Genomic DNA, 25,727 nt, shown 5'->3' with positions numbered 1-25,727 from the left:
ACGTCAAACGGCGCGGCAACTAGGGTGGCCCGCATGAGCGCTGACTGGTCCTGGCTGTTCCTCGACGCCCACGGCAACCCGATGGAGGGGGAGGGAGTGACCACGACCGGGTTCCCGACCCAGAGTGACGCCGAGAGCTACCTGGGGGAGTCGTGGCGCGAGCTGCTCGACGCCGGCGTCGAGGCGGTCACCCTGCGGGAGAACGACACCGTCGTCTACGGCCCGATGAGCCTGCGGGCCGCGGAGTGAGCGCGCCGCTGGGCTCAGACGGCTCTCCGGACGCGGCACTGTCGGCGGGGCTCGAGCGCGACCTGCTCGCCCGGGTCGTCACGGCCCAGCGGGCCTGGCGCTCGCCGGGGGTCAGCGTGGGTGTCGTGCGCGACGGCCGCCTCGTCTGGTCGGCGCACGTGGGGTCGGCGCGTCTCGGGTCCCAGCCGGTCGCGGCCACCGACGACACGCAGTTCATGATCGGCTCGGTGACGAAGACGTTCACGGCCCTGGCCGTCATGTCGCTGCGCGACGAGGGTCTGCTGTCGCTCGACGACACGCTCGAGACGTACGTCCCCGGCACGAGGCACGCGCGGGTCCCGTTGCGGCAGATGCTCGCCCACGCCTCCGGGCTGCAGCGCGAGCCCGTCGGCAACATCTGGGAGAGCCTCTTGGCGCCCGAGCGCGAGGAGTTCCTCGCCGGCGTCGAGCAGGCCGAGCAGGTGCTGCCCGCCCACCACGCCTTCCACTACTCCAACCTCGCCTACGGCCTGCTCGGGCAGGTCGTCGAGCGCGTGACCGGCCGCGACTGGGAGCACGTGGTCCGCGAGCGGGTGCTCGAGCCGCTCGGGATGAGCCGCACGGGCCTGACGCCCGCGGGCGACCGCGCGCTCGGCTACCAGGTCGACCCGTACGCCGGCACCGCGAGCGAGGAGCCGCTCTTCACGCTCAACGCCACGGCGCCCCTCGGCGGCCTCTGGTCGACCGTCGCCGACATGTCGCGCTATGCCGCCTACGTCGCGAGCCCCGACGACCGGGTCGTGCGGCCCGAGACCGTCGAGGAGATGTGCCGGCCGATCATCATGACCGACGTCGACGGCTGGAGCGGTGCCTACGGCCTCGGCTTCGGGATGGGCCGCCGCGGCGACCGCGTCTACGTCGGACACGGTGGCGCCATGCCCGGCTTCCTCACCGGCCTGCGAGTCCGGCGCAAGGAGGGCGTCGGGGCGATCGTCCTCGCCAACGCCACGTCCGGCGCCCTGACGCTCGGGCTCGCGACCGACCTCGTCGAGGCCGTCGTGGATGCCGAGCCGTCGCTCGCCGCGGCGTGGGTGCCCGAGACGGAGCAGCCGGCCCTGGCCGAGCTCCTCGGCCTGTGGTGGTCGGAGGGGTCGCCGATCACGTACTTCGTCCGCGACGGCGAGCTGTGGTCGCGGCTCGTCGACGACGAACCGCTGTCCGAGACGCGGTATGCCGCCGAGGGCAGCGACCGCTTCCGTGCCGTGGCGGGTCGGGAGCGGGGCGAGGTGCTCGAGGTCGTGCGCGCCGGTGACGGCTCGGTCGACAAGCTCTACTTCGCGACGTATGCCGTGACACGGGCACCGCTCGCGTTCGCCGACCTGCAGGGCTGACTTCGGGCGGTCAGGCAGAGCGGGTCAGGGAACCGGGCCCGGGCCGGCTCGACCGGTCAGGCGGGGTGCTCGCCGCGGGCGACCTGGGGCTTCGGCATGCGCGTGCGACGCATCTGGAAGGCGCGCATGATGGCGTACCACGCGTCGCCCTTCTCGGCGCCGCCGAACTTGTCGTCCATCTTGCGGCGCGTCCGGCGCCACATGAGCAGGGCGTCACCGATGGCCACGAGGATGAGGCCGTAGACGAGCACGAAGACGAGCAGCAGGGCCCAGTTCGTGCGGACGAAGCTGAGCAGCAGCACGATGAGCATGATCGGGAGCATGAACTCGCCGATGTTCCACCGCGCGTCGACCGTGTCGCGGATGAAGCGGCGACGCGGGCCCTTGTCCCGGGCGGGGAGGTACTTCTCGTCGCCGGTCATCATGCCGGCGCGCTGCTTGGCCATGGCCTCCCGGCGGACCGTCTTGTCCTGCTTCGTGGCGGCCTTGCGGTCGGTGACGATGAGGGGACGCTTGTTGAGGGCCTCCTGCTCGCGCCGCTTCGGCGTGGGCCGGTTCTTCGCACCGGGGCGGGCCGACTGGTCGGTCGAGGCCGTGGGTGCGAGCTCGTCGTTGAGGGTCTTCTTGCGTCCGAACACGGGGACACTCTAAGCCGAAGCTGGCTCCCGGCCCGCATCGCGCCCGCATCGCGCCCGCAGCCCCACGGCATACGACCCTCCCGGAGGTCAGCGTCCCGGGGCCGTGCGCAGCGGCACGAAGCGGTAGCGCCCGTGGCGCGTCGTCGCCAGCGCGCCGTGCTCGCGCACCACGAGTGTCATGGTGCCTACGACCGGGATCACCATCCGTCCGGGGTCGCCCAGCTGGTCGACGAGCGCCTGGGGGAGGGCTGAGGCTTCCGCCGAGACGAGGATGCGGTCCCAGGGGGCGTGGTCGGGGTCGCCCAGCACCCCGGCGGTCGCCTCGTGGATCCCGGCCCACGGCATCCGTGCGCCCTCGAGGTTCGCGGCGCCCCATCGGGCGAGCGCGGGCTCGAGCTCGACGCCGACCACCTCGCCCTCGGGTCCGGTGAGGTGGGCGAGCAGGGCGGTCGTCCAGCCGGACCCCGAGCCGACGTCGAGCACGCGCTGGCCGGGTCGCACGTCGAGCAGCCGCAGCATGTCGGCGACGGTCCGTGGCTGGGAGTTCGTCTGTCCGTGCCCGATGAGGATGGGTCCGTCGTAGGAGGCGCGGCCGCGGGCTCCGTGTGGGAGGAAGCCGGCGCGAGGCACTGCGGCGAAGGCTCGCTCCACCCGGTCGACCGCGTCCATGGTCCGAGCCAAGCACGCCGGAGCCTCGGCGTCAGCCCCGACGGGAGCGGTGAGGGTGCGGTGAGGGGTGCGGTCAGGCCCTCCGGCGCGCGATGACGTGCAGGAGCGTGCCGAGCGCGCGGTAGGGGTCGGACGCGCCGAGCCGCTCCTCGACGTCGAGCAGGGCCGCCAGCTCGACGCCGGTGGGCGCGGGCTCGTCGACCGGGACGTCGTCGCTGGCGACGCGGATGCCGTACCACGCGGTGACCTCGAGGCCGGCGGCCTCGCAGTCGGCCGTCAGGGACGCGAGCGTGTCGGCGCGGGCGTCGACGCCGATCTCGTTGCGGTAGCGGGCGTCCCGGCCCTCCTCGGCCGCCCGGCGCATCTCGTCCAGCGCGGCGAGGGCGGCCGGCCAGTCGTGACGGCCGGCCGGGCGCCACGCCATCGCGTCCCCGTTGCGCGCCGCGATCGACACGATGCCGCCCGGCGCGACCCGGCGGGCCAGGCCCGCAACCGCGGCGCGGCTCTCGGGGAGGTACATGAGCACGCCGTGGCACATGACGACGTCGTATGCCGTCGGGCGTGTCACGCTCGCCAGCCCGGCGAGGTCGGTGGCCACGAGCGTCACGTGCTCCCGCTGCTCGGGAGTGAGCCCGGCGGCAGCCTGCTCGAAGGCGGCACGCATCCGCCCGTCCGGCTCGACGGCGGTCACCGAGTGGCCGAGTCGGGCCAGGCGCAGCGCCTGCGTCCCCTGGCCGGCGCCGACGTCGAGGACGCGCAGGGGTCCACGAGGCAGGTGCGCCGCGAGCTGCCGGGTGACCAACTCCTGGCGCACGACGTTGCGCAGGTTGCCCAGGCGCTCGAGCCAGGGCTCCTGCCCGGCGACGAACGTGTTGTCTCCCATCCGGTCGAACCTACCCATCGGGGACGACGGCACCCACGACGGCACCCACGACGGCACCCACGGCGGCACCCGCAGCAGCGCTCCGTCGCGAGGACGCACCGGCACGTCGGCTCCCTCGTGGCCCGGCGTCTGCGTCGGTAGGGTCGGGCAGGTGACTGACGACGCCCTCACCCCCGACCAGATCCAACAGATCCGCGACCGCGTGGCCGACCTCATGCCGCAGGTCCGGGCCGACCTCGAGGAGCTCGTGCGCATCCCGAGCGTCTCGGCCTCGTCCTTCGACCAGAGCCAGGTGACCCGGAGCGCCGAGGCCGTCGCCGAGCTGCTGCGCCGCGAGGGCCTTGACGTCGAGGTGGTCGTCGAGGGCGGCCGCCCGGCCGTCATCGGTCACCTCGACGGTCCCGAGGGCGCACCGACCGTGACGCTCTACGCGCACCACGACGTGCAGCCGCCCGGTGACGACGCCGACTGGGACAGCTCGCCGTTCGAGCCCGAGGAGCGCGGCGGTCGCCTCTACGGCCGCGGTGCCGCCGACGACAAGGCCGGCGTCATGGCGCACGTGGCGGCGCTGCGCGCCCACGCCGGCAACCTGCCGGTCGGGGTGACGGTGTTCGTCGAGGGCGAGGAGGAGTCGGGGTCGCCCTCGCTCGGCACGATCCTCGAGAAGCACGGCGACCGACTCGCCGCCGACGCCATCGTCATCGCCGACTCCGGCAACTGGGACATCGGCACGCCCGCCCTGACGACGACCCTCCGCGGCGGCATCCGTGTCGTCGTCCGGGTGCAGACCCTCGACCACTCCGTGCACTCGGGCATGTTCGGTGGGGCGGCACCCGACGCCACCACCGCCCTCGTGCGCCTGCTCGCCTCGCTCCACGACGCCGACGGCAACGTCGCGGTGACCGGTCTCGACGCGGGCGAGGCCGCCGACATCGACTACGACGAGCAGCGCTTCCGCGCGGAGTCCGGCCTGCTCGACGGGGTCGCGCTCATCGGGTCCGGCTCGATCCTCAGCCGCCTGTGGAACAAGCCCTCGATCACGACCATCGGCATCGACGCGACGTCGATCGACAAGGCCTCCAACACCCTGTCGGCCAAGGCCGCCGCCAAGATCTCCGTGCGTCTCGCGCCGACGCAGGACCCCCTCGCCGCGTTCGAGCGGGTGCGCGAGCACCTCGAGGCCAACGCGCCGTGGGGGGCCCGCCTCACCGTCGAGCTCGAGGAGCACGGGTCGGGGTTCGCGGCTGACGCGAACGGCACCGTCTACGACGAGGCGCGGGCGTCCTTCGCCGACGCCTGGGGCACCGAGCCCGTCGACATGGGCGTCGGCGGCTCGATCCCGTTCATCTCCGACTTCTCGGCGCGCTTTCCCGACGCCTCGATCATCGTCACCGGTGTCGAGGACCCCGACACGCGCGCCCACGGCGCCAACGAGTCGCTCCATCTGGGCGAGTTCGAGAAGGTCTGCGTGGCCGAGGCGGTCTTCCTCGCCCGGCTGGGAGCGCTGCGGCCGACCCACTGAGGCGACCGGCAGACGCGATGGAAGGCGGGGTCCCGGCACGTGCCGGGACCCCGCCTTCCATCGTCAGGAGGTGGAGACGGCCGACCCCCGGTAGCGCTGCTCGCGCAGCTCGAGGGCGTACGCCTCCACGCCGGGCATGCCGAGCTCCTCGGCCGCGGCGATCTCGGACTCGACGTCGTAGGGCACCCGGACGAAGCTGATGCCGACGTGGCCGGGCGGCTCGTCCTCGCCGGGGCCGGCCAAGGTTCCCTCGAGGACGACGTAGGGCGCGCCGGGACCGTCGAGGGCGTTCCCGACCGAGCCGGCGTTGAAGACGGTGATGCCGTAGTCGACCGCGAGGTAGGCCCCGTGGATGTCGCCGTAGCCGACGATCGTGGGCACCTGACCGTCGCCCGTGAACGCGGTCTGCTCGACGAACGCGCGGTGCTCGGCCTCGGTCGTGGGGGTGAACACGCGGGTGAACTCGCTGACCGGTGACGCGTGGAAGAAGCGGATCGGCTGGCCGCTCAGCACGATCTCGTGGACGTTCGGCAGGTCCGCGAGCCAGCTCCGGTCTGCGGGCGTGAGCGCGTCGCGCACCCACTGGGCGTGCTCCCACGGCTGCACGTCGTCGCGCGCGATGAAGGCGTCCCAGTTGCCGCGCACGGTCGGCATGCCGCGGTCCCGGGTGATCCGGATGCACTCCGACCCGCGCGGCCCCTTCCCCACGAGGTCGCCCAGGTTGATGACGTCGTCGATGCCGCGGCGGGCGATGTCGGCGAGGACGGCGTCGTACGCCGTGACGTTGCCGTGCACGTCGGAGACGACGGCGACCCGGTGGAGGTCGCGGGCGGGGACGCTCACCCGGCTCAGTCCTTGTGGGTCGTGCCCGGCAGGGCGAGCATCCGGTCGAGCGCCGCGCGCGCCTCGGCGGCGACGGTCGGGTCGACGTGGATCGGGTTGACGACCCGGCCCTCGACGAGGGACTCGAGCGCCCACACGAGGTGCGGCAGGTCGATGCGGTTCATCGTCGAGCAGTAGCAGACGTTCTTCTCCAGGAAGGCGATCCGCTGCTCGGGGAACTGCTGGGCGAGCCGGCGCACGAGGTTGAGCTCGGTGCCGACGACCCACGAGGTGCCGGCCGGGGCGGCGGCGATGGTCTGGATGATCTTCTCGGTCGAGCCCACCTCGTCGGCCCGCTCGACGACCTCGTACTGGCACTCGGGGTGGACGATGACCTTGACGCCGGGGATCTCGCGGCGAGCGGCCTCGACGGCGTCGACCGAGAAGCGGCCGTGCACCGAGCAGTGCCCGCGCCAGAGGATCATCCGGGCGTTCTCGAGCTGCTCACGGGTCAGGCCGCCACCGGGGCGGTGCGGGTCCCAGACGACGCAGTCGTCGAGCGACAGGCCGAGCTCGCGCACGGCGGTGTTGCGGCCGAGGTGCTGGTCGGGCAGGAAGAGCACCTTGCCCGTGCCGTCGACGCCGCCGACCTGCTCGAAGGCCCAGTCGAGCGCCGTGCGGGCGTTGGAGCTCGTGCAGATCGTGCCGCCGTGGCGACCGGTGAAGGCCTTGATCGCCGCGGACGAGTTCATGTAGGTGACCGGGATCGCCCGGTCGGCGACGCCGGCCGCGGCCAGCTGCTCCCAGCAGTCCTCGACCTGGGCGATGGCGGCCATGTCGGCCATCGAGCAGCCGGCGGCGAGGTCGGGCAGGATCACGGTCTGCTCGTCGCTCGTCAGGATGTCCGCCGACTCGGCCATGAAGTGCACGCCGCAGAAGACGATGTAGGGCGCGTCGGGCCGGGCTGCGGCGTCGCGGGCGAGCTTGAAGGAGTCGCCCGTGACGTCGGCGAACTCGATGACCTCGTCGCGCTGGTAGTGGTGGCCGAGGACGAAGACGCGGTCCCCGAGCGCGGCCTTGGCGGCGCGAGCGCGCTCGACGAGGCCGGGGTCGGACGCTGCCGGCAGGTCGCCCGGGCACTCGACTCCGCGCTCGGTGTGCAGGTCGGTGCCCTGCCCGAGCACGAGGAGCGGGAGCGGAGCAGGTGCCGGGGCCGATGTCGTGTCGGTCGTCATGTGCAGATCGTATGCCGCCGCGCGGGCTGCGAGCGCTCGGGCACTTGACCTCAAGTCAACTTGATGTCTGACGCTTGTGGTGATCGACCCACGACCACCACAGGAGTCATGATGCCCACCGCACTCGTCACCGGCGCCACCCACGGCCTCGGCCGGGCTCTCGCCGAGTCCCTCGCCGCCCGGGGCTGGGATCTCGTCGTCACGGCCCGCGACGCGTCGAGCGTCGCCGAGACCGTCTCCCACCTGCGCACCCACGGTCACGACGTCGTCGGCCTCGCCGGCGACGTCGGCGACGCCGTCCACCGGGACGAGGTGGCCGAGGCCGTCACCGACCTGGCCGGAGCGCGCGGCCTCGACCTGCTCGTCCACAACGCGAGCACGCTCGGCCCGGTCCCGCTCCGTCCGCTGCGCGACCTGACGACGGACGACCTCGCTGCCGTGCTCGCCGTCAACGTCCTCGCCCCGCACGGGCTGACCCGCTCGCTCCTCCCGTCGCTCGAGGCGGCCGGAGGCACGGTCATCGCCATCTCGTCGGACGCGGGCGTCGAGCACTACGAGACGTGGGGGGCCTACGGCGCGAGCAAGGCGGCGCTCGACCACCTGACGCTGACCCTGGCCGCGGAGCTGCCGACGGTCCGGGCGTATGCCGTCGACCCGGGCGACATGCGGACCGCGATGCACCAGTCCGCGTTCCCGGGGGAGGACATCAGCGACCGGCCGCTGCCGGAGGAGGTCGCCGTCCCCGGGATCCTTGCCCTCGTCGGGTCGCGCCCCGCGAGCGGCCGCTACCGCGCGGCGGACCTCGTCGCCGCGGCGACGACGGAGGTGGCTTCGTGACCGCGGCTCTCACGCATCCGCCCCACACCGTCTTCCGGCGGACCGACGACCTCACGGCCGACGCGCCCCCCGAGGTGAGGGGTATCGGACGCGACGGCGTACGCCTCCTCGTCGCCTCGCAGTCCTCGTCCGGCGCGGTGCGCATCTCGCACACCACCTTCTCCGCCATCGGTGACCACCTGCTGCCCGGCGACCTGCTCCTCGTCAACAACTCGGCGACCGTGGCGGGCGAGGTGGACGCACGCCTGGACGGCCGGGGCGCCGTCGTCGTCCACGTCGCGACCGCGCTCGACGACGGCACGTGGGTCGTGGAGCTCCGCTCGGCGCCCGACGCCGCGCACCCCCTGCTCGACGCCCTGGAGGGCGACCTCGTCGAGCTGGCGTCGGGCGGCCCCCGGCTGCGGCTCGAGGCGCCGTACCCGAGGTCCGACTCGTCGCCCACGGGACGCGGCAACCGGCTGTGGCGGGCGGTCGACATCGAGGGCTCTGCGCTCGCGGAGCACCTCGCGACGCACGGCCGCCCCATCGCGTACGGCTACCTGCGTTCCCGGTACCCCGTGGACGCGTACCAGACCGTCTTCGCCCGGCTCCCCGGAAGCGCCGAGATGGCGAGCGCCGCCAGGCCGTTCACGGCCTCCCTCGTGGCCGGGCTCGTGTCGTCGGGGGTGCTCGTCGCCCCGGTGACCCTGCACACCGGACTGTCGTCGCAGGAGGCCGGCGAGGCGCCGCAGCCGGAGCGGTTCGCGGTGTCGGGGGAGACGGCCGACCTCGTCAACCTCGTGCGCTCCCGGGGCAGCCGGGTCGTCGCCGTCGGCACGACCGCCACGCGCGCCATCGAGTCGGCAGCCGACCCGGACGGCCGGGTGCACCCCGCGGCGGGCTGGACCGAGGTCGTCATCTCCCCGGACCGACCCGCGCGCGTCGTCGACGGCCTCGTCACCGGCTGGCACGACCCCGACGCCTCGCACCTGCTCCTCGTCGAGTCGGTGGCCGGTGCCGCCCTGGCCCAGCGGGCCTACGACGAGGCGGTCGCCCACCGCTACGCGTGGCACGAGTTCGGCGACGCGGGCCTCTTCCTGCCCCGCCGCTGACGGCGGACCGACGCACGGCGACACGGCAGTGGGAGGATGCCGGACGTGCACGTCATCATCGCCCCCGACTGCTACACCGGCACCCTCACCGCGGCCCAGGCCGCGGCCGCGATGGCCGAGGGCTGGGGCCGCACCGCCCCCGGCGACCGGCTGACGCTCGTGCCCCTTTCCGACGGCGGACCCGGCTTCGTCGACGTCCTCGCCGAGAGCCTCGACGGCGAGGTCCACGCCGTCGTGACCACCGACCCGCTCGGTCGCGAGGTGCCCGGCACCATCCTGCTGGCCACCGGCGCAGGCGGGCGGACGGCCTACGTCGAGTCCGCCCAGGCCGCAGGACTGCACCTGCTCGCACCCGACGAGCGGGACCCGACCCGCACGTCGACGTCCGGGGTCGGCACGCTCGTGCTCGCGGCGCTCGACGCCGGCGCGCGGCGCGTGGTCATCGGTCTCGGCGGGTCGGGCACCAACGACGCAGGGGCCGGGCTCCTCGCCGCCCTCGGGGTCGGCCCGGTCGCACGACTGGGCCACGGCGGACTGGCGCTCGCCGGGACCACCCCCGACGACGTCGCGGGCCTGGACGCCGCCCGCGACCGCCTCCGGGGCATCGACCTCGTCATCGCCAGCGACGTCGACTCGCCGCTGCTCGGCCTCAAGGGTGCGAGTGCTGTCTTCGGGCCCCAGAAGGGCGCGTCCGAGGAGGACGCCCAACGGCTCGAGAACGCGCTGGGCCACTTCGCGAGCGTCGTGGCCCGGGTGCGTCCGCCCGCCAAGGACCTGCTGACGGGCACCCTGCTCAAACCCGAGCGCGAACCGGGCGCCGGCGCCGCCGGGGGGCTCGGCTACGCCCTGCACCTCCTCGGTGCGCGCCGGGTCTCCGGGGTGGAGGCGGTGCTCGACGCGGTCGGGTTCGCCGATCTCGTGGCCTCGGCCGACCTCGTCGTCACCGGCGAGGGCAGCTTCGACTGGCAGTCGCTGCGTGGCAAGGTCGTCGTCGGCGTCGCCGAGGCCGCAGGGCGGGTCGGCGTCCCGGTCATCGCCGTGCCGGGCCAGTCCCTCGTCGGCCGCCGCGAGGCGATGACGGCCGGTCTGTCGGGGGTGTACGCCGTCGCGGAGCGTCCCGACCAGGTCGCCGCCGCGCTCGCCGAGCCCGCGGCCCGTCTCGCTGAGCGGACGGCGCGCGTCGCGCGGACGTGGTCGCCGTCCGCGTCCTGAACGGCGAGATGGGGGAGGATGCGCGTTTCGGTCGAGGCCCGACGTATCCTTGAGGCGTCGGGAACACATCCGGCGCGGCATGGGTTCTCTCTTCCGACCCATGCTCCACGACGTGAAGGACCAACACATGAGTGTCGAGACGAACGCATCTCCCGCCGAGGTTCAGACCGAGGCTCCCGCCCACGGTGTCGTCCTGACGGACGTCGCGGCCACGAAGGTCAAGAGCCTGCTCGAGCAGGAGGGTCGCGACGACCTCCGCCTGCGCGTGGGTGTCCAGCCCGGTGGGTGCTCGGGCCTGATCTACCAGCTCTACTTCGACGAGCGCAGCCTCGACGGTGACCTCGTCCGCGACTTCGACGGTGTCGAGGTCGTCGTCGACCGCATGAGCTCCCCCTACCTCGAGGGCGCCACGATCGACTTCGCAGACACCATCGAGAAGCAGGGCTTCACGATCGACAACCCCAACGCCGGCAGCAGCTGCGCCTGCGGCGACTCCTTCAGCTGAGTCGCACGCACCAGGGCGCCCGGCGCCTCGCCCGTCCGAAGGGCCCGACCGTCACGGTCGGGCCCTTCGTCGTCCCCGTGCCTGTCGTCGTCCCCGTGCCTGTCGTCGTCCTCGGGTCTGTCGTGGTCCTCGGGTCGGCGTCGGCGACGCCGCGATCCCGGGTAGGTTCGTGCTGTGCAGATCGCCATCACCGGTTCCATCGCCACCGACCACCTCATGACCTTCGACGGACTGTTCGCCGACTCGCTCGTCGTCGAGCAGCTCGACAAGATCTCCCTGTCGTTCCTCACCTCGGACCTCCAGGTCCGCCGGGGCGGTGTCGCCGCCAACATCGCGTTCGGCATGGCCAACCTCGGCCAGCGGCCGCTGCTCGTCGGCGCCGTCGGTGAGGACTTCACCGACTACCGCAGCTGGCTCGAGCGGCACGGTGTCGACTGCGGCGGCGTGCACTACTCCGAGTCCCAGCACACGGCCCGCTTCATCTGCACCACCGACCGCGACATGGCCCAGATCGCCACGTTCTACGCGGGAGCCATGACCGAGGCGCGCGACATCGAGCTCGCGCCCGTCGCCCACCGCGTCGGTGGCCTCGACCTCGTCGTCGTCGGCGCCAACGACCCCGAGGCCATGCTGCGCCACTCCGACGAGTGCCGCTCGCGGGGCATCCCGTTCGCAGCCGACCCGTCGCAGCAGCTGGCCTTCTGCGACGGCCCGACCATCGCACGCCTCATCGACGGCGCCGAGTACCTCTTCACCAACGAGTACGAGAGCCACCTCGCCTGCCAGAAGACCGGCTGGAGCGAGGACGAGCTCGCCGACCGCGTCCGGGTGCAGGTCAAGACCCGCGGCAAGGACGGCGTCACCGTCCGCGTGCGCGGCGAGGAGCCCGTCGAGGTGGGGATCGCCCGCGAGGTGCGCAAGGCCGACCCGACCGGCGTCGGCGACGCCTTCCGGGCCGGCTACCTCACCGGTCTCGCGGCCGGTCTGCCGGTCCGGCGCTGCGCCGAGCTCGGCTCGATGCTCGCGACCTACGTCATCGAGACGATCGGCACGCAGGAGTACGCCCTGGGCAAGGAGCGCTTCCTCGAGCGCCTGGCCGAGGCCTACGGTGCCGAGTCCGCCGACGAGATCGGTCCCCACATCACGTGTCCACGGCCGTGACGCCGTCGCCGGACCGGCGCTGACGCTCAGAGGTTCTGAGCAGCCCACCCCCACGAGACCCGGGAGCCCGTCCGTGCCCACGCCGCCGCCGTCCACCCCCTGGGACTTCGCGCTCGACCGCGTGCCCCCGGGTGAGGACCTCATCGGCATCGGCGCGGACCTCGACGTCGCGACGCTCTTCGAGGCGTACTCCGTCGGTGTCTTCCCCATGGGCATCGGCGACCACGGCGCCGAGCCGATCGGGTGGTGGTCACCGGACCCCCGCGGCATCCTGCGGCCGCGCGAGCTGCGGGTCAGCCGCTCGCTGCGCAAGGCCGTCGCCCGCTTCGAGGTGCGCGTCGACACCGACTTCCGGGCCGTCGTCGAGGCCTGCGCGGCTCCCGACCGGGACGGTCGGTGGATCACTCCCGAGATCGTCGACGCCTACGTCGAGCTGCACCGGGCCGGCTGGGCGCACTCCGTCGAGACGTGGCAGGACGGCGAGCTCGTCGGCGGGCTCTACGGCGTCGCCATCGGCGGGCTCTTCGCGGGCGAGTCGATGTTCCACCACGAGCGCGACGCGTCGAAGGTCGCGCTCGTCGGCCTGCGCGACCTGCTCGTCACCGACGGGGACCCGCGTCGCCTCCTCGACGTCCAGTGGCAGACGCCGCACCTGGCCACGCTGGGGGTGCGTGAGGTCCCTCGCGACGAGTACCTCGCGATCCTGCCGACCGTGCTCAGCGCGCCCCTTCCGGCCTGCTGGGCCTGACGACCTCGACGAGGTATGCCGTGTGGTCGCCTTCGTCGCGCGCCCCCACGAAGCGGTGGCCGCGCATCCGGCACCAGGCGGGGACGTCGTGGGCTGCGGCCGGGTCGGTCGCGAGCACGGTGACGGACGCGAGGTCGGGACGGTCGCGGACGAGCCGGGCGAGACGGATCACGGGGAGGGGGCAGCGCTCGCCGCGTGCGTCGACGACGGCCTCGTCGTCGGTCACAGGTCGCCGACCCCGAGCTGGTCGCGGACGGCGCGGATGCTCGGCGCGATTTCAGCGGTGAAGGCCCGGACGTCGTCGGCGAGTGCGGGGGAGACCGCGGGCAGGGGCAGCGTCACCCGAACGTTGCCGTGCGTCAGGACCCCCATGGCCGCGAGCACGTGGCTCGGCTCGAGCGTGCTCGACGTGCAGGCGGACCCGCTCGCGACGGCGAACCCGGCGGCGTCGAGGGCGCCGACGACGGCCTCGCCGTCGACGTAGAGGCTGGAGAAGGTCACGACGTGGGGGAGCCGGTCGTCCGGGTCGCCGACGACCTCGGTGTCGGGCACCGTCGACGCGGCGCGGCGGATGTCGTCCACGAGGGCTCGCGCGACCTGCGTGTCCGCCGGCCGGGTGGCCGTGGTCTGCTGCCACGCCTCGGCCGCGGCGAGCGCGAGCGGCACCCAGGGAGTGACGTCTGCGCGACCCTGCTCGACGTCGGCCCGGGCCTCGGGCCAGTGCCACCTGACACCCTCACGCACGACGAGCACGCCGAGCGGCGGCCCGCCCCACGACCGCGCCTCACCGACGAGGACGTCCCAGTCGCTCGGCACGTCGTCCCGCCCCAGCGACGCCATCGCGTCGACGACGAGAGGGATGCCGTGGGCCGCGGCCGCGTCACGCGCAGCGGCGAGCGGCTGGCGGGTGCCGACCTCGCCGTTCGCGCTCTGCAGCGCCGCCACGACGCTGCCGGGGACGGCCAACGCGTTGCGCCACGCATCGAGGTCGAGCCGTCCGACGGAGTCGACGGCCACCTCGGCGAACAGGGCCGGGTCGTCGGCGGCAGCCGCGCGGGCCCGCCCCGGGACCAGCACCGCGGAGTGCTCGACCGCGGAGGCCACGGTGCGCGCCCCACGCCGCCGAGCGGCATACGCCAGCCCGTCGACGGCCCGGGCCAGGGCGGTCGGACCGCTGGGCAGGAAGCTCACCTCGGTGGGCCTGGCGCCGAGCCCCGCGGCGACGACCTCGCGCGACCGGTCGAGCAGGGCTCGGGCCCGGCGACCCTCGGCGTGCAGGCGGGCGGGGTCGGCCCAGCCCACCTCGACGGCGGCCAGCAGGGTGTCGCGCGCGACCGGATGGAGCGGCCCCGACGCCGCGTCGAGGAGGCGCCGCACGACCGGTGGCCGGGAGGGCCCCGTCGAGGCCACACGGGAGGGCTCGGCGGAGGGTTCGGGGGAGGGCTCGGTCGCCTGCTGGCGGGCGTCGGGGAGCCCGCCGGACGCCCGCTGGGAGCCTCCGGGAGGGGACGACGGGCCCGGTCCAACGTTCGTGCCCGGATCGTGACTGACCACTCCGCAACGTTAGCCGCCCCCTGCGGACAGCGTGACAAGTGGGACGGTAGGGTTGCGCCGTGGGCCTTTGCCGCCCAGACGGTTTGACGTGAACACGTTCGACGCGCGCCCTGCGCGCCCACGTACGGAACGAAAGGTGCACCTGGTGCCTGAGCTCGAAGACACCCCAGCGGCGTCGCCGGTGGTGACGACGGTGGTAGGTCAGACCGGGCGGCGACGCACGGGTCTGCGCATCGCCGGGATCGCCGGGATCGCGGCGCTGGCCCTCAGCGGCTGCCAGGGACAGGTGTCCAACGGATACCTGCCCCCGGTGGTTTCCGACACCGGCCAGCGGGTGACCGACCTCTGGATCGGCAGCTGGATCGCGGTGCTGGCCGTGGGCGCCGTCACCTGGGGCCTGATGCTCTACGCCGCCGTCCGCTTCCGCAAGCGCCGGGGTGACGAGACGCTTCCCGTGCAGCTGCGCTACAACGTGCCCATGGAGATGCTCTACACGGTCATCCCCGTCTTCATGGTGGCCGTCTTCTTCTACTACACCGCGCGTGACGAGGCCAGGCTCGTCGACACGAGCACGAAGAAGGACCTGACGGTCAGCGTGGTCGCCAAGCAGTGGAGCTGGGACTTCAACTACGTCGACTCGAACGTCCACGAGACCGGCGTCCACACCGAGCTCGACGGCAGCGAGGGCAAGCGGGCCCAGATGCCCGTGCTCTACCTGCCCGTCAACAAGCGCGTCGAGTTCGTCCTCAACGCCCGTGACGTCATCCACAGCTTCTGGGTGCCGGCGTTCATGATGAAGATGGACATGCTGCCCGGCAAGACCAACAAGTTCCAGCTGACGCCCACGCAGGTCGGCACGTTCCAGGGCAAGTGCGCCGAGCTCTGCGGCGCCTACCACTCGCAGATGCTCTTCATGGTCAAGGTCGTGCCGCAGGCGGAGTACGACCAGGAGATGGAACACCTCCGGTCCATCGGCCAGGAGGGCCTCATTCCCGTCGACGTCAGCCGCGAGAAGATGGTCCAGGCCGACATCGACAAGATCCCCGCACCGGCTCGCACTGGGAGCAACTGATGACGTCCGCAGCCTTCAACCGTGACGCCCAGGTCCCGGGCATGACCACCACCGCGCGGCCGCGGCTGGCCAAGGGACAGACGTTCGTCAAGTGGGTGACGACGACCGACCACAAGGTCATCGGCAACCTCTACTTCATCACGTCCTTCATCTTCTTCCTGCTCGGCGGCCTCATGGCGCTGCTCATCCGCGCCGAGCTCATGGCGCCGGGTCTGCAGGTCGTCGACAACCCCGAGCAGTACAACCAGCTCTTCACGATGCACGGCACGATCATGCTGCTGCTCTTCGCGACGCCGCTCTTCGCCGGCTTCGCGAACGCCGTCATGCCGCTGCAGATCGGTGCGCCCGACGTCGCGTTCCCGCGCCTCAACATGTTCGCGTACTGGCTCTACCTCTTCGGTGGCCTCATCGCGTCCGTCGGCTTCCTGACGCCGCAGGGTGCGGCCGCCTTCGGCTGGTTCGCCTACGCCCCGCTGTCCGACGTCAGCTACTCGCCCGGCGTCGGCGGTGACCTCTGGGTGTTCGGCCTCGCGTTCGCGGGTTTCGGCACGATCCTCGGTGCCGTCAACTTCATCACGACGATCATCTGCCTGCGTGCACCCGGCATGACGATGTTCCGCATGCCGATCTTCACGTGGACCGTGCTGATCACCTCGCTCCTGGTGATCCTCGTCTTCCCGATCCTCGCCGCGGCGCTCTTCGCGCTCGGCGGCGACCGGCGCTTCGACATGCACATCTTCGATGCCGAGAACGGTGGCGCCATGCTCTGGCAGCACCTGTTCTGGTTCTTCGGGCACCCAGAGGTCTACATCATCGCCCTGCCGTTCTTCGGCATCATCAGCGAGGTGCTGCCGGTCTTCTCGCGCAAGCCGATCTTCGGCTACAAGACGCTCGTCTTCGCCACGATCGCCATCGCGGCCCTGTCGGCGAGCGTCTGGGCGCACCACATGTACGTCACGGGACAGGTGCTCCTGCCCTTCTTCGCCGTCATGACGATGCTCATCGCCGTGCCCACCGGCGTGAAGTTCTTCAACTGGATCGGCACGATGTGGGGCGGCAAGGTCGTCATGGCCACCCCGATGCTGTGGGCGATGGGCTTCCTCGTCACCTTCCTCTTCGGCGGTCTGACCGGCATCATCCTGTCCAGCCCGGCGCTCGACTTCCACCTGTCCGACAGCTACTTCGTCGTCGCGCACTTCCACTACACCGTCTTCGGCACCGTGGTCTTCGCGATGTTCGCCGGCTACTACTTCTGGTGGCCCAAGCTGACGGGGCGGATGCTCGACGAGACGCTCGGGAAGATCCACTTCTGGATGCTCTTCATCGGCTTCCACATGACGTTCCTCATCCAGCACTGGCTCGGTGTGGAGGGCATGGCACGTCGCTACGCCGACTACCTGCCCGAGGAGGGCTTCCAGCTCGCCAACATCGTCTCGAGCGCCGGCTCGTTCCTGCTCGGCGCCTCGATGATCCCGTTCGTGTACAACGTCTGGAAGACGTGGCGCACGGCGCCGCTCGTCGAGTCCGACGACCCGTGGGGCTACGGCGCCTCGCTCGAGTGGGCCACGTCGTGCCCGCCGCCGCGGCACAACTTCACGTCGCTGCCGCGTATCCGGTCCGAACGTCCCGCGTTCGACCTGCACCACCCCGAGGCCGTCACGGGCGTCGCGCCCGTCGCCGACCAGGGCACCCTCGTCCAGGTCATGGGGCCGGCCGACGTCGCCGGGTCCGAGAAGGCCACCGCCAGCACCGAGAAGCGTGAGGACTGATCCCGATGCGCGTCGAGACCAAGCTCTTCCTCTACCTGTTCGTCTTCTTCGTCCCCGTCGTGCTCATGTACGGCTTCTGGTCCAAGTGGGAGGAGCCGATCGGCGTCACGGCGCTGGTCCTCACCGCCCTGCTGTTCGCGCTCACCGGCTTCTACCTCTGGATGACCGGCAAGAAGCTGCCGCTGCGCCCCGAGGACAACGCTGCCGGTGAGATCGAGGACGCCGAGGGCAACTACGGCTACTTCGTCGCCAGCTCCTGGACCCCGCTGTGGCTCGCCGGGTCCGGCGCGATCATGTTCGCGGGTCTGGCGATCGGCTGGTGGCTGTTCATCATCGGCGCCGTGTTCGGAGTCGTCGCCGTGTGCCTCTGGGTCTTCGAGTCCTTCTCGGGCGAGTACTCCATCTGAGTCGATGCGTCCGGCGCCCGCGCGCCAAGGTCACGCAGCAGAAGGGCCCCGGTCGTCGACCGGGGCCCTTCCGCATGCTCGGTGGCAGCCCCGTCACGAGGAGGTGCTGCGGTGACGGCGTCGTCTCATCTGCCTGACGACGCTCCGCCCGGAGCCGGACAGCGCGAAGGGGAAGGCCGTGGGCCTTCCCCTTCGATCCGACCCTGACCTTCACGGTCCGAGTGGCTCGCAGTGCGATCGTGTGGGAGAGAACATCTGACGCACCTCCATCCGATCGGTTGAACGGTTCCTCGACGGTATCCCCGGTCGGCGACCACGTAAAGGGGCGCTCCGGGCGGCCCCGACAAACTGTCCCGGGTGCGAGACGCCACGCTGGGCGCCCATGGGTGTCCGCGGGTGTCCGCGGGTGTCCGCGGGTGTTCGTGGTGAAGGCGCGAGCGAGCTCAGCCCCAGCCCAGCTCGTGGAGGTGCTCGTCGTCGATGCCGAAGTGGTGGGCCACCTCGTGCACGACGGTGATCGCGATCTCCTCGCGCAGCTCGGCCGTGGTGTCGCACATGCGCTCCAGCGGGCCCTGGAAGATCGTGATGCGGTCGGGAAGCGATCCGGCGTCCCACCAGCCGTCCCGCTCGGTCAACGGTGTCCCGTCGTAGACCCCGAGCAGGTCGGGATCGTCGGGTGGGGGCTCCTGCTCGACGAGCACCACGACGTTGTCCATGGCGCGGGCCAGCTCCTGAGGGATCGAGTCGAGGGCATCGCCCACCGCCTCCTCGAACTCCGCCTCGGACAGCCGCATGGTCCGAGTCTGTCATGACCGTTCGTCGCGGAGTCCCGCGCGAGCGAGCAGCCGAGCGGCCTGCGGCCGGCTGCTCGCGAGGCCCTCGGGATCAGCTGCCGTCATCGTCGCCGCCGGAGGGCGCCGGCGTCTGCGACACGGAGTCGGACCAGGCGGCCAAGGCGCCGCTGTGGCCGATGCGCACGACCTGGACGCTCGTGCCGAGTGCCGCCACGAGCCCGAGGACCGCTCCCGCGAGCAGGACCGGGCGCGGGACGACCGACGTGCGGGCGCGGGCCTCGTCCGTACGTGCGGCCGGTGAGCCGTCGGCAGGAGGCGTGGTGTGTGAATCGCGCTCTCGCCGGGCCACGACGAGGAGCAGGGCCGCGGCGACGGCGAGACCGATGACCCAGAGCAGCAGACCCTCGGCGAGCTGGGAGTGGGTCTCGATGAGGTCGCTGTGCTCGACCCGCCGCTCGAGCGACTCGCCCGACTCGGTCGACAGTGCCTGTCGTTCGGGGACGGGGGGTACAGCCGTGCGCCCAGGTGCTCTCGACGACATCTCTGAAAGTTCTCATGAGCGACATCCCGCGCCCAGGGATGGACCCGGGACGCCGAGAGGGACCTCCCGTATCGGGAGGTCCCTCTCGTGGTCGGTCAGCGTGACCGGCGACGCGGCGTCAGCCGTGCTGCTTGTCCGCCTTGACCGTCTCGCGCTCCTGGCCGGCCGCTGCGGGCTCGATGGCCTCGTGCCCACCGTCAAGTGCGGCTGCGTGGTCGTCGTGCTCGTGGTGGGCCGCCTCGAGCTCAGAGGGGGTCGCCGGTGCCACCCGGTCGCGGAAGTAGAAGCGCGAGAACTTCGCGCGCAGGCGCTCCTTGCGGGCGATCGGGCTGTCGACCCCGTTGGCGTCCTTGCCCGCCGTGAGCTCGAGCGGCTCGAGGGACTCGTGCTGGACCAGGACCCAGCGCTCCTCCGGTGTGAGCGGGGCGTGGATCTCCTCGAAGCGACCGTCGGCGTGTCGCCAGATCGTGCCGGTCTCGCGGCCGTGCAGGACCTTCTGACGGTCGGCACGCTGCAGGCTGAGGCAGATGCGCTTCGTGATCCAGAAGGCCACGGGCGGGGCCACGAAGAAGAGCACGCGCAGCGTCTGGGTGATGTCGTTGATCGACAGGTGCAGCTTGATCGCCATGAGGTCGTTGCCCGCGGCGAGGAAGAGCACGACGTACATCGAGATACCGGCGATGCCGATCGCGGTGCGTGTCGGTGCGTTGCGCGGGCGGTCGAGCAGGTGGTGCTCCCGCTTGTCACCCGTCACCCAGGCCTCGACGAACGGGTAGACCCCGATGATCGTCCACATCAGGGGCAGCAGGATGAGCGAGCCCGGGAAGATGTTCATGCTCCACGTGAAGCCGAACGTCTCGAACTCGAGGAAGCCGGGCAGCAGACGCAGTGCGCCGTCGGCGAAGCCCATGTACCAGTCGGGCTGCGAGCCCGCCGTGATCGGGGACGGGTCGTACGGGCCGTAGGCCCAGATCGGGTTGATCGTCACGACCGCCGAGATGAGGGCGATGACGCCGAACACGATGAAGAAGAAGCCACCGGCCTTGGCGATGTACACCGGCATGAGCGGGTAGCCGACGACGTTCTTGTTGGTGCGACCCGGTCCGGGGAACTGGGTGTGCTTGTGCAGGAACACGAGCAGGATGTGCGCCGTGAACAGGCCCACGAGGATGGCCGGGATGAGCAGCACGTGCACGGAGTACAGGCGCGGGATGATCGCCTCGCCCGGGAACGCGCCGCCGAAGATGAAGTACGACAGGTACGAGCCGATCACCGGCGCCGACTGGATGAAGCCGTTCATGGCGCGGATGCCGGTGCCGGAGAGCAGGTCGTCGGGGAGCGAGTAGCCGGCGAAGCCCTCGATGCAGGCCAGCAGCGACAGGATGGTGCCGAAGACCCAGTTGATCTCACGCGGCTTGCGGAAGGCGCCGGTGAAGAACACGCGGGCCATGTGGACGAAGACCGCCACGACGAAGATGAGGGCGGCCCAGTGGTGGATCTGCCGGATGAGCAGGCCGCCGCGGATGTCGAAGGAGATCCCGAGCGTCGAGCGGTAGGCGTCGGACATCGTCACGCCCTGCAGCGGGACGTAGGAGCCGTCGTAGACGACCTGGGTGGCACTCGGCACGAACCAGAACGTGAGGAAGGCGCCGGTCAGCAGGCAGACGATCATCGAGTACATCGCGATCTCGCCGAGCATGAACGACCAGTGGTCGGGGAAGACCTTCTTCGCGAGGAAGGAGACACCCTTCGCGCCGCCGAGGCGGTCGTCCATCCAACCGGCGATGCCGCCGAGGGGCTTGGTGGCGGAGGCGTGCTCGTCGGCCTGGCGGTCGCCGGCGCGGAGTGCGTCGGCGGGACGAGTCTCGTTGATGGTGCTCATCGCGCACGCTCCCAGAAGCTCGGTCCCACGGGCTCTGCGAAGCCTGCGGGGGCGACGAGGTATCCCGCGTCGTCGACGGTGATCTTGAGTTGCGGCAGGGCCCGCTTGGCCGGGCCGAAGATGACGGCGCAGTCCTCGGTGAGGTCGAAGGTCGACTGGTGGCACGGGCAGAGCAGGTGATGCGTCTGCTGCTCGTACAGGCCGACCGCGCAGCCCACGTGGGTGCAGATCTTGGAGTAGGCGACGACACCGTCGACGCCCCAGTCCTTGGCCTTCTGCACCTTGATCAGGTCGGGGTCGAGGCGGATCAGGATGACCGCCGCCTTGGCCTTGGCCTCGAGGACGTGCTTGCCCTCGTCGATGTACTTCTGGAGCGTCTCGGGCATCACGTGGAAGACGGAGCCCGAGGTGACCTCGTCGAAGCGGATGGGCGTCATCTCCGGGTCACGCATGAGCCGGATCGGCTTGCCGCCGTTGTCTTTCGGGTCCCAGATGGTGTGCTTGAGCTCCTCGATGTTCGTCGGTCCGAGCGACCCGGCGACCTGGAGGCCGAGGGGAAGGATGAAGAGACCGAGCGCGCCGCCGAGGGAGTACTTGAGGACCGGGCGACGGGGCAGCTGGGTGGATCCGACACCCTCGCTGACGACCGCGACGGCCTTGGCGCGCTGCTCAGCCGTCGACGCCTGCTCGTGGCGCTCCTCGACGATCTCCTCGTCGGACATGAGCGTCTTGGCCCAGTGCACGGCGCCGATGCCGATGAGGAAGATCGAGAAGCCGAGCGAGAGGCCGAGCACGACGTTCTGCGTCTTGGTGAGACCGACCCCGGGAAGGAAGAAGGTGGCCTCGTCGGGCACGGCGAAGTAGCTGACGACGAACACGAGGGTCGCGAGCATCGACAGGCCGAACAGCGTCGCGACCTGGCGCTCGGCGCGCTTGGCGGCGGCGGGGTCGTCGTCGGCGGCCCGGTGGATGTGCGGGGGTAGACCGGGGTTCTCGAACTGGTCGACGCCCGTGATCAGCGAAGCCGGCAGCAGGTCGTGACCGTCGCTGGATGCGGGGACGAGAGCCGTGCTCTTCCCGTGGTCCGTGGTCTCGTGGTCGTTCATCGGGTCGTGGTCCTGTCGTCGTTCGTGATCGGGACGATGCAGCGCGGGGTCATGCGGCCTTCTTGCCGAGCCAGACGGCACAGCCGATGAGGATGCCGAGGCCGAACACCCAGGCGAAGAGACCCTCGGACACCGGACCGAGGTTGCCGAGCGTGAGCCCGCCGACGTTGGTCTGGTTCTCCTGCGCCTTGAGGTAGGAGATGACCTTCTGCTTCGACTCCGGCGTGAGGTTCGTGTCGTTGAACACCGGCATCGACTGAGGGCCGGAGACCATGGCCTCGTACATGTGCCTCGGCGTGACGCCGTCGAGTGCCGGGGCGTACTTGCCTCGGGTCAGGGCACCGCCCGCGCCGGCGAAGTTGTGGCACATGGCGCAGTTGACGCGGAAGATCTCGCCGCCCTCGGCGATCGCCTTGTTGTTCTCCGGCGTGCCCGGCTCGATGACCGTCGTGTACTTCTCCTCGGGGATCGCCGGGCCGGGGCCGAGCGAGGCGACGAAGGCCGCGAGGGCGGCGATCTGCTCGTCGTCGAACTTGACCTTGTTCTGGGGAGCCTGGACGTTCGGGCCGGCGAGCGGCATGCGCCCGGTGCCGACCTGGAAGTCGACCGACGCCGCGCCCACGCCGACGAGAGACGGCCCGGACTTGGTGCCCTGGGCGCCGACGCCGTGGCAGCTGGCGCAGTTGGCGATGAAGAGGTCCTTGCCCTTGGCGACGTCGTCGGCGGCGGCGGCCGACGCGGCCGCGTTGGCGTCCTTCGGGGCGAGGAAGGAGTAGGCGCCACCGGTCACGAGGAGGCCGAGCAGCAGCAGCACCGCGATGGCGGCGGGGTGTCGGCGTCGGGTGGCCAAGGCGTTCACTGTGGGTTCCTGTCGTCCATGGAGGTGGGGGTCGGGTCCGGCTGCGCGCTCATGCCGGGGTCAGCGGAGGATGTAGATGGTCGCGAAGAGCGCGATCCACACGACGTCGACGAAGTGCCAGTAGTACGACGTGACGACGGCGCCGGTGGCGTTGGCGTGCGTGTAGCGACGCGTCGTGAACGTGCGGGCGATGATGAGCAGGAAGGCGATCAGGCCACCGGTCACGTGGAGACCGTGGAAGCCGGTCGCCATGTAGAAGACCGAGCCGTAGGCGTCGGAGCTCAGCGTGACGTTCTCGTGGACGAGCTCGGAGTACTCCATCACCTGACCGGCGATGAAGAAGGCGCCGAAGAGGTACGTCAGGACGTACCACTCGCGCATGCCCCAGCCCTTGATGTCGAGGAGCTTGCCGGAGCGGGCCTTCTGGCCGCGCTCGGCCTTCCAGACGCCGAGCTGGCACCACACGGAGGAGATGACGAGCACGAGGCAGTTGACGCTCGCGAACGGGAGGTTCAGCTTCTCGGTCTGCACCGCCCAGAGGTCACCGCGGACCGACCTGAGCTGGAAGTAGACGGCGAAGAGACCCGCGAAGAACATGAGTTCGCTGGAGAGCCACACGATGGTGCCGACGGCAACCATGTTGGGGCGGGTCGCCGGCCCGTGATGGGCCGGATTCGCTACTGCGCTTGAAGGAACTGCCGATGCTGTCGCCACGTTGGACATTATTCCCACATTCCTGTCCGGCTGTGCGAGGGACCCCCCGCATCGGGGCCCTTTCTCGCGCGGGTGTAGAGGATTCGTGACCATTCCGACACGAACCCTGAACAGCCGTGTCGTGGGCCGTCCGTCACCACCTTCCCACGCCGGTGTCCACCGGCGTCTCGCGGGTGGGGAGGTCGTGCCGTCGGTCGCGGGCCCGCCCGGTAGCATCGGGCGCATGACCGCCTCGAACGACAGCGCAGCACAGGGTTCGTCCACCGAGATCGCGACGACGGCCGGTTCGCAGCGGCCGGTGGCCCGGGTCAGCGTGCTGCTCTACAGCGACGACTTCACGACCCGTGACGCGGTGCGCGCGGCCGTCGGTCGTCGCCCCGCCAAGGACGTCGAGGTCGTCCGCTGGCACGAGTGCGCGACCGCCGACGCGGTGATCAGCTCTGTCGAGTCCGAGCGGTTCGACATCCTCGTGCTCGACGGCGAGGCCGCCAAGGTCGGCGGTCTGGGGCTGGCCCGCCAGCTGAAGAACGAGATCTTCGAGTGCCCGCCGATCGTGGTGCTCACGGGCCGCCCGCAGGACAGCTGGCTCGCCGCCTGGTCCCAGGCCGACCTGGCCGTCCCGCACCCGCTCGACCCGATCGCGCTGACGTCGGCCATCGCCACGCTCGCGCGCTCGGGCGTGCCCACGGCCTGACGCATGGCGCCCGACGCGACGACCTGGCCCGCACTGCTGACCGACCTCATCGCCGGTCGTGACCTCGACCGGGCGACGGCCGAGTGGGCCATGGAGCAGATCATGTCCGGAGAAGCCACGCCCTCGCAGGTCGCGGGCTTCCTCATCGGTCTCCGGGCCAAGGGTGAGAGCATCGAGGAGATGCTGGGGCTGGCCGAGCAGATGCTCGCCCACGCGCGCCGCATCGAGGTGCCAGGACCGAGCCTCGACATCGTCGGCACCGGCGGGGACCGGGCCCACACGGTCAACATCTCGACGATGTCCTCCATGGTGGCCGCTGCCGCCGGTGTGCGGCTCGTCAAGCACGGCAACCGGGCCGCGTCGTCGTCGTCGGGCTCGGCGGACGTGCTCGAGGCACTCGGTGTCGACCTGTCCCTGACGCCCGAGCGCGTCGTCGAGGTCGCCTCGGAGGCCGGCATCACCTTCTGCTTCGCGCAGACCTTCCACCCCTCGTTCCGTCACACCGCCGTGCCGCGCCGCGACCTCGGCATCGGGACGGCGTTCAACTTCCTCGGTCCCCTGACCAACCCCGCCCAGCCGACGTATGCCGCCGTGGGCTGCGCGGACGCACGCATGGCCCCGCTGCTGGCGGGGGTCTTCGCCGATCGTGGGAAGGATGCTGCGGTCTTCCGTGGTGACGACGGGCTCGACGAGGTCACCGTGTCGACGACGACTCACGTGTGGTGGGTCCGGGGCGGGAGCGTGACCGAGCGCTCCGTCGACCCCACACGGCTCGGGCTCGAGCTGCACCCGATCGAGGATCTGCGCGGCGGGGACGCGGCACACAACGCGAGCGTCGTCCGCGACGTCTTCGCCGGCGCCACCGGCGCGATCCGGGACGCGGTGCTGCTCAACGCGGGCATCGCGCTCGCCCTCACCCGATCCGACTCGGGATCGTCGGAGGCCGACTTCGACGCCGACGTGCGAGCCGGGATGGACCTCGCGGCGGACGCCATCGACAGCGGCGCCGCGACGGGCCTCGTCGATCGTTGGGTGGCGGCGACCCGACGCTGACTCGGCGGCTCGTCCACGAGCCGCCGGTGGACGGGGCAGTCGGGCTACTCGCCCTCGAGGCCGAGGCTGAAGGCCGCCTCGAGGTCGTGCGAGGAGTAGGTGCGGAAGGCGATGTGGGTCGACGTGCCGACAATGCCCTGCACCTTGTTGAGCCGGTCGGCGATGACGTCGGCGAACTCCTCGTGCGCCTTGACCCGCACCATGGCGATGAGGTCGGCGTCGCCCGTCACCGAGTAGACCTCGGACACGGCCGGGATGTCGGCGATGGCCTCGGCCACCTCCGGGATGCGGTCGACCTCGCAGCTGATCATGACGATGGCGGTGATCACGAGAACACCCT

The 25,727-nt window shown here is 71.4% G+C and carries 28 protein-coding genes; 14 read left to right on the top strand and 14 right to left on the bottom strand.

The window, feature by feature from the left end:
- Nucleotides 1–33 precede the first annotated feature (33 nt).
- Nucleotides 34–249, top strand: coding sequence for a hypothetical protein (locus ASD90_RS14950; RefSeq protein WP_056758918.1), 216 nt, complete (start codon nt 34–36; stop codon nt 247–249).
- Nucleotides 246–1,619, top strand: coding sequence for a serine hydrolase (locus ASD90_RS14945; protein WP_056758155.1), 1,374 nt, complete (start codon nt 246–248; stop codon nt 1,617–1,619). Before ASD90_RS14950 ends, ASD90_RS14945 begins: the two co-directional genes overlap by 4 nt.
- A 56-nt stretch (nt 1,620–1,675) precedes the next feature.
- Here the strand turns inward: ASD90_RS14945 and ASD90_RS14940 are convergent, their stop codons facing one another.
- The 3 genes from ASD90_RS14940 to ASD90_RS14930 all read right to left on the bottom strand — a co-directional run bounded on the left by ASD90_RS14940 (nt 1,676) and on the right by ASD90_RS14930 (nt 3,914).
- On the bottom strand, nt 1,676–2,257 hold the full coding sequence (locus ASD90_RS14940; protein WP_056758152.1) for a DUF3043 domain-containing protein: 582 nt from the start codon (nt 2,255–2,257) through the stop codon (nt 1,676–1,678).
- An 87-nt stretch (nt 2,258–2,344) separates the two neighbouring features.
- The gene (locus ASD90_RS14935) at nt 2,345–2,926 is read right to left on the bottom strand and encodes a protein-L-isoaspartate O-methyltransferase (RefSeq protein ID WP_056758149.1); all 582 of its coding nucleotides are present in this window, start codon (nt 2,924–2,926) and stop codon (nt 2,345–2,347) included.
- 73 nt (nt 2,927–2,999) lie between these two features.
- Nucleotides 3,000–3,914, bottom strand: coding sequence for a methyltransferase (locus ASD90_RS14930; protein ID WP_057588015.1), 915 nt, complete (start codon nt 3,912–3,914; stop codon nt 3,000–3,002).
- A 46-nt stretch (nt 3,915–3,960) separates the two neighbouring features.
- On the opposite strand from ASD90_RS14930, the gene ASD90_RS14925 reads away from it, so the two are divergent.
- A complete protein-coding gene (locus tag ASD90_RS14925) occupies nt 3,961–5,331 on the top strand; it encodes a dipeptidase (protein WP_056758916.1) in 1,371 nt (456 codons plus the stop codon).
- A gap of 63 nt (nt 5,332–5,394) precedes the next feature.
- On the opposite strand, the gene ASD90_RS14920 is transcribed toward ASD90_RS14925, so the two are convergent.
- Both ASD90_RS14920 and nadA read right to left on the bottom strand, forming a co-directional pair.
- Entirely contained in the window at nt 5,395–6,174 is a 780-nt protein-coding gene (locus tag ASD90_RS14920; protein WP_056758143.1) for a metallophosphoesterase, read from the bottom strand.
- A 5-nt stretch (nt 6,175–6,179) separates the two neighbouring features.
- Entirely contained in the window at nt 6,180–7,388 is a 1,209-nt protein-coding gene (nadA, locus tag ASD90_RS14915) for a quinolinate synthase NadA (protein ID WP_056758138.1), read from the bottom strand.
- Between the two features lie 111 nt (nt 7,389–7,499).
- Here nadA and ASD90_RS14910 point away from each other — a divergent pair, with 111 nt between their 5' ends.
- The 6 genes from ASD90_RS14910 (at nt 7,500) to aat (ending at nt 12,942) form a co-directional block, all read left to right on the top strand.
- A complete protein-coding gene (locus ASD90_RS14910) occupies nt 7,500–8,225 on the top strand; it encodes an SDR family oxidoreductase (protein WP_235506682.1) in 726 nt (241 codons plus the stop codon).
- The gene (locus ASD90_RS14905; protein ID WP_056758133.1) at nt 8,222–9,316 is read left to right on the top strand and encodes an S-adenosylmethionine:tRNA ribosyltransferase-isomerase; all 1,095 of its coding nucleotides are present in this window, start codon (nt 8,222–8,224) and stop codon (nt 9,314–9,316) included. The genes ASD90_RS14910 and ASD90_RS14905 overlap by 4 nt, the downstream gene beginning before the upstream one ends.
- A gap of 45 nt (nt 9,317–9,361) precedes the next feature.
- Nucleotides 9,362–10,528 carry a glycerate kinase gene (locus tag ASD90_RS14900; RefSeq protein WP_056758913.1) on the top strand — a complete coding sequence of 389 codons (1,167 nt, stop codon included), beginning with the start codon at nt 9,362–9,364 and terminating at the stop codon, nt 10,526–10,528.
- 127 nt (nt 10,529–10,655) lie between these two features.
- Entirely contained in the window at nt 10,656–11,033 is a 378-nt protein-coding gene (gene erpA / locus ASD90_RS14895; protein WP_020145450.1) for an iron-sulfur cluster insertion protein ErpA, read from the top strand.
- Nucleotides 11,034–11,207: 174 nt separating this feature from the next.
- Nucleotides 11,208–12,194, top strand: coding sequence for a carbohydrate kinase family protein (locus ASD90_RS14890; protein WP_056758130.1), 987 nt, complete (start codon nt 11,208–11,210; stop codon nt 12,192–12,194).
- Between the two features lie 73 nt (nt 12,195–12,267).
- Complete coding sequence (gene aat, locus ASD90_RS14885; protein WP_056758126.1) at nt 12,268–12,942, top strand: leucyl/phenylalanyl-tRNA--protein transferase; 675 nt, start codon at nt 12,268–12,270, stop codon at nt 12,940–12,942.
- On the opposite strand, the gene ASD90_RS14880 is transcribed toward aat, so the two are convergent.
- Nucleotides 12,911–13,168 (bottom strand): sulfurtransferase TusA family protein, encoded by a 258-nt coding sequence (locus ASD90_RS14880; RefSeq protein WP_056758123.1) that lies wholly within the window; start codon nt 13,166–13,168, stop codon nt 12,911–12,913. The genes aat and ASD90_RS14880 overlap by 32 nt on opposite strands.
- Nucleotides 13,165–14,319 (bottom strand): cysteine desulfurase family protein, encoded by a 1,155-nt coding sequence (locus tag ASD90_RS14875; RefSeq protein WP_056758117.1) that lies wholly within the window; start codon nt 14,317–14,319, stop codon nt 13,165–13,167. Before ASD90_RS14875 ends, ASD90_RS14880 begins: the two co-directional genes overlap by 4 nt.
- Nucleotides 14,320–14,641: 322 nt before the next feature.
- On the opposite strand from ASD90_RS14875, the gene coxB reads away from it, so the two are divergent.
- From coxB to ASD90_RS14860, 3 genes are read left to right on the top strand one after another with little or no spacing between them, the layout of a single operon-like run.
- A complete protein-coding gene (gene coxB, locus ASD90_RS14870; RefSeq protein WP_369793612.1) occupies nt 14,642–15,568 on the top strand; it encodes a cytochrome c oxidase subunit II in 927 nt (308 codons plus the stop codon).
- A gap of 41 nt (nt 15,569–15,609) precedes the next feature.
- Nucleotides 15,610–17,337, top strand: a complete 1,728-nt coding sequence (gene ctaD / locus ASD90_RS14865; protein WP_235506710.1) for a cytochrome c oxidase subunit I — start codon at nt 15,610–15,612, stop codon at nt 17,335–17,337.
- A gap of 5 nt (nt 17,338–17,342) precedes the next feature.
- Entirely contained in the window at nt 17,343–17,744 is a 402-nt protein-coding gene (locus tag ASD90_RS14860) for a cytochrome c oxidase subunit 4 (RefSeq protein ID WP_056758111.1), read from the top strand.
- Nucleotides 17,745–18,187: 443 nt separating this feature from the next.
- On the opposite strand, the gene ASD90_RS14855 is transcribed toward ASD90_RS14860, so the two are convergent.
- The 6 genes from ASD90_RS14855 to ASD90_RS14830 form a co-directional block, all read right to left on the bottom strand.
- Complete coding sequence (locus ASD90_RS14855; protein WP_056758108.1) at nt 18,188–18,538, bottom strand: metallopeptidase family protein; 351 nt, start codon at nt 18,536–18,538, stop codon at nt 18,188–18,190.
- A gap of 91 nt (nt 18,539–18,629) precedes the next feature.
- Nucleotides 18,630–19,079 (bottom strand): hypothetical protein, encoded by a 450-nt coding sequence (locus ASD90_RS14850; RefSeq protein ID WP_056758103.1) that lies wholly within the window; start codon nt 19,077–19,079, stop codon nt 18,630–18,632.
- A 118-nt stretch (nt 19,080–19,197) separates the two neighbouring features.
- Complete coding sequence (locus ASD90_RS14845) at nt 19,198–20,961, bottom strand: ubiquinol-cytochrome c reductase cytochrome b subunit (RefSeq protein ID WP_056758100.1); 1,764 nt, start codon at nt 20,959–20,961, stop codon at nt 19,198–19,200.
- Nucleotides 20,958–22,067: a ubiquinol-cytochrome c reductase iron-sulfur subunit gene (locus ASD90_RS14840; protein ID WP_056758096.1), complete on the bottom strand. Its 1,110-nt coding sequence runs from the start codon at nt 22,065–22,067 to the stop codon at nt 20,958–20,960. The genes ASD90_RS14845 and ASD90_RS14840 overlap by 4 nt, the downstream gene beginning before the upstream one ends.
- A 49-nt stretch (nt 22,068–22,116) precedes the next feature.
- The gene (locus tag ASD90_RS14835) at nt 22,117–22,926 is read right to left on the bottom strand and encodes a c-type cytochrome (protein WP_056758093.1); all 810 of its coding nucleotides are present in this window, start codon (nt 22,924–22,926) and stop codon (nt 22,117–22,119) included.
- 60 nt (nt 22,927–22,986) lie between these two features.
- Nucleotides 22,987–23,649 carry a heme-copper oxidase subunit III gene (locus ASD90_RS14830; RefSeq protein WP_082588757.1) on the bottom strand — a complete coding sequence of 221 codons (663 nt, stop codon included), beginning with the start codon at nt 23,647–23,649 and terminating at the stop codon, nt 22,987–22,989.
- Nucleotides 23,650–23,863: 214 nt separating this feature from the next.
- Here ASD90_RS14830 and ASD90_RS14825 point away from each other — a divergent pair, with 214 nt between their 5' ends.
- On the top strand, nt 23,864–24,334 hold the full coding sequence (locus tag ASD90_RS14825) for a response regulator transcription factor (RefSeq protein WP_056758907.1): 471 nt from the start codon (nt 23,864–23,866) through the stop codon (nt 24,332–24,334).
- 3 nt (nt 24,335–24,337) lie between these two features.
- Nucleotides 24,338–25,387, top strand: coding sequence for an anthranilate phosphoribosyltransferase (gene trpD, locus ASD90_RS14820; protein WP_056758087.1), 1,050 nt, complete (start codon nt 24,338–24,340; stop codon nt 25,385–25,387).
- Nucleotides 25,388–25,431: 44 nt separating this feature from the next.
- Here trpD and ASD90_RS14815 read toward each other — a convergent pair whose 3' ends face one another.
- Entirely contained in the window at nt 25,432–25,716 is a 285-nt protein-coding gene (locus ASD90_RS14815; protein WP_020145466.1) for an Lrp/AsnC family transcriptional regulator, read from the bottom strand.
- Between the last annotated feature and the right edge of the window lie 11 nt (nt 25,717–25,727).

This window comes from Terrabacter sp. Root181, from assembly GCF_001428505.1.
Taxonomy (GTDB): Bacteria; Actinomycetota; Actinomycetes; order Actinomycetales; family Dermatophilaceae; genus Terrabacter.
Note: the sequence above shows the minus strand (reverse complement) of the source record. Positions and strands in the feature narration are given on the sequence as shown.